The 1,384-nt window shown below is 51.2% G+C and carries 15 tRNA genes; all 15 read left to right on the top strand.

What is annotated here, in order from left to right:
* The first annotated feature begins 3 nt into the window (after nt 1-3).
* The 15 genes from M1F37_RS09855 (at nt 4) to M1F37_RS09925 (ending at nt 1,300) form a co-directional block, all read left to right on the top strand.
* Nucleotides 4-76 (top strand) — tRNA-Val (locus M1F37_RS09855).
* Between the two features lie 2 nt (nt 77-78).
* Nucleotides 79-151, top strand: a tRNA-Asp gene (locus tag M1F37_RS09860).
* 18 nt (nt 152-169) lie between these two features.
* Nucleotides 170-242: transfer RNA gene (locus M1F37_RS09865), tRNA-Lys, on the top strand.
* A gap of 5 nt (nt 243-247) precedes the next feature.
* Nucleotides 248-329: transfer RNA gene (locus M1F37_RS09870), tRNA-Leu, on the top strand.
* A gap of 18 nt (nt 330-347) precedes the next feature.
* A tRNA-Thr gene (locus M1F37_RS09875) sits at nt 348-420 on the top strand.
* Between the two features lie 22 nt (nt 421-442).
* A tRNA-Gly gene (locus M1F37_RS09880) sits at nt 443-514 on the top strand.
* A gap of 7 nt (nt 515-521) precedes the next feature.
* Nucleotides 522-607, top strand: a tRNA-Leu gene (locus M1F37_RS09885).
* Between the two features lie 11 nt (nt 608-618).
* A tRNA-Arg gene (locus M1F37_RS09890) sits at nt 619-692 on the top strand.
* A 15-nt stretch (nt 693-707) separates the two neighbouring features.
* A tRNA-Pro gene (locus tag M1F37_RS09895) sits at nt 708-781 on the top strand.
* A 5-nt stretch (nt 782-786) separates the two neighbouring features.
* Nucleotides 787-860, top strand: a tRNA-Met gene (locus tag M1F37_RS09900).
* Between the two features lie 13 nt (nt 861-873).
* Nucleotides 874-947 (top strand) — tRNA-Ile (locus M1F37_RS09905).
* A 12-nt stretch (nt 948-959) separates the two neighbouring features.
* Nucleotides 960-1,049 (top strand) — tRNA-Ser (locus M1F37_RS09910).
* A 10-nt stretch (nt 1,050-1,059) separates the two neighbouring features.
* Nucleotides 1,060-1,133: transfer RNA gene (locus M1F37_RS09915), tRNA-Met, on the top strand.
* Between the two features lie 3 nt (nt 1,134-1,136).
* Nucleotides 1,137-1,209, top strand: a tRNA-Phe gene (locus tag M1F37_RS09920).
* Between the two features lie 20 nt (nt 1,210-1,229).
* Nucleotides 1,230-1,300 (top strand) — tRNA-Gly (locus M1F37_RS09925).
* The last annotated feature ends 84 nt before the right edge of the window (nt 1,301-1,384 follow it).

The following is a 1,384-nucleotide window of genomic DNA, read 5'->3' on the forward strand; positions in this document are numbered from 1 at the left end:
CTAGGGAGTTTAGCTCAGCTGGGAGAGCATCTGCCTTACAAGCAGAGGGTCAGCGGTTCGATCCCGTTAACTCCCATAGGTCCCGTAGTGTAGCGGTTATCACGTCGCCCTGTCACGGCGAAGATCGCGGGTTCGATTCCCGTCGGGACCGTAATAACGAAAGTTATTTGACTCGTTAGCTCAGTTGGTAGAGCAATTGACTTTTAATCAATGGGTCACTGGTTCGAGCCCAGTACGGGTCATATATGCGGGTTTGGCGGAATTGGCAGACGCACCAGATTTAGGATCTGGCGCTTAACGGCGTGGGGGTTCAAGTCCCTTAACCCGCATTAAGATATAATAAATGAGCCGGCTTAGCTCAGTTGGTAGAGCATCTGATTTGTAATCAGAGGGTCGCGTGTTCAAGTCATGTAGCCGGCATTTTTAGATAGAAGAAAATAGTGCGAACGTAGTTCAGTGGTAGAACACCACCTTGCCAAGGTGGGGGTCGCGGGTTCGAATCCCGTCGTTCGCTTAGAGAGGCCGGGGTGGCGGAACTGGCAGACGCACAGGACTTAAAATCCTGCGATTGGTAACGATCGTACCGGTTCGATTCCGGTCCTCGGCATAATATAATGAGCACCCTTAGCTCAACTGGATAGAGTACCTGACTACGAATCAGGCGGTTAGAGGTTCGACTCCTCTAGGGTGCATTTTTCTATTTAACTCGGGAAGTAGCTCAGCTTGGTAGAGTACTTGGTTTGGGACCAAGGTGTCGCAGGTTCGAATCCTGTCTTCCCGATTAATGGCGGTGTAGCTCAGCTGGCTAGAGCGTCCGGTTCATACCCGGGAGGTCGGGGGTTCGATCCCCTTCGCCGCTATAATGATCTTGTTGGACCTTTAGCTCAGCTGGTTAGAGCTCTCGGCTCATAACCGAGTGGTCGTAGGTTCAAGTCCTACAAGGTCCATTTAAATAGTATGGAGGATTACCCAAGTCCGGCTGAAGGGAACGGTCTTGAAAACCGTCAGGCGTGTAAAAGCGTGCGTGGGTTCGAATCCCACATCCTCCTTTTGTATTAACGCGGGATGGAGCAGCTCGGTAGCTCGTCGGGCTCATAACCCGAAGGTCGTAGGTTCAAATCCTGCTCCCGCAATAAGGCTCGGTAGCTCAGTTGGTAGAGCAATGGATTGAAGCTCCATGTGTCGGCGGTTCGATTCCGTCTCGCGCCATTTTTACTTATAGTGTGTATGCGGGTGTAGTTTAGTGGTAAAACTACAGCCTTCCAAGCTGTTGTCGCGAGTTCGATTCTCGTCACCCGCTTTGAATTTTGTTCAAATTACCAAGTTTTTAACTTGGGCGCGTAGCTCAGGTGGTTAGAGCGCACGCCTGATAAGCGTGAGGTCG

Origin of the sequence: Streptococcus mitis (genome assembly GCF_023109105.1) — a bacterium.
In the GTDB taxonomy this organism is placed as follows: Bacteria; Bacillota; Bacilli; order Lactobacillales; family Streptococcaceae; genus Streptococcus; species Streptococcus mitis_BW.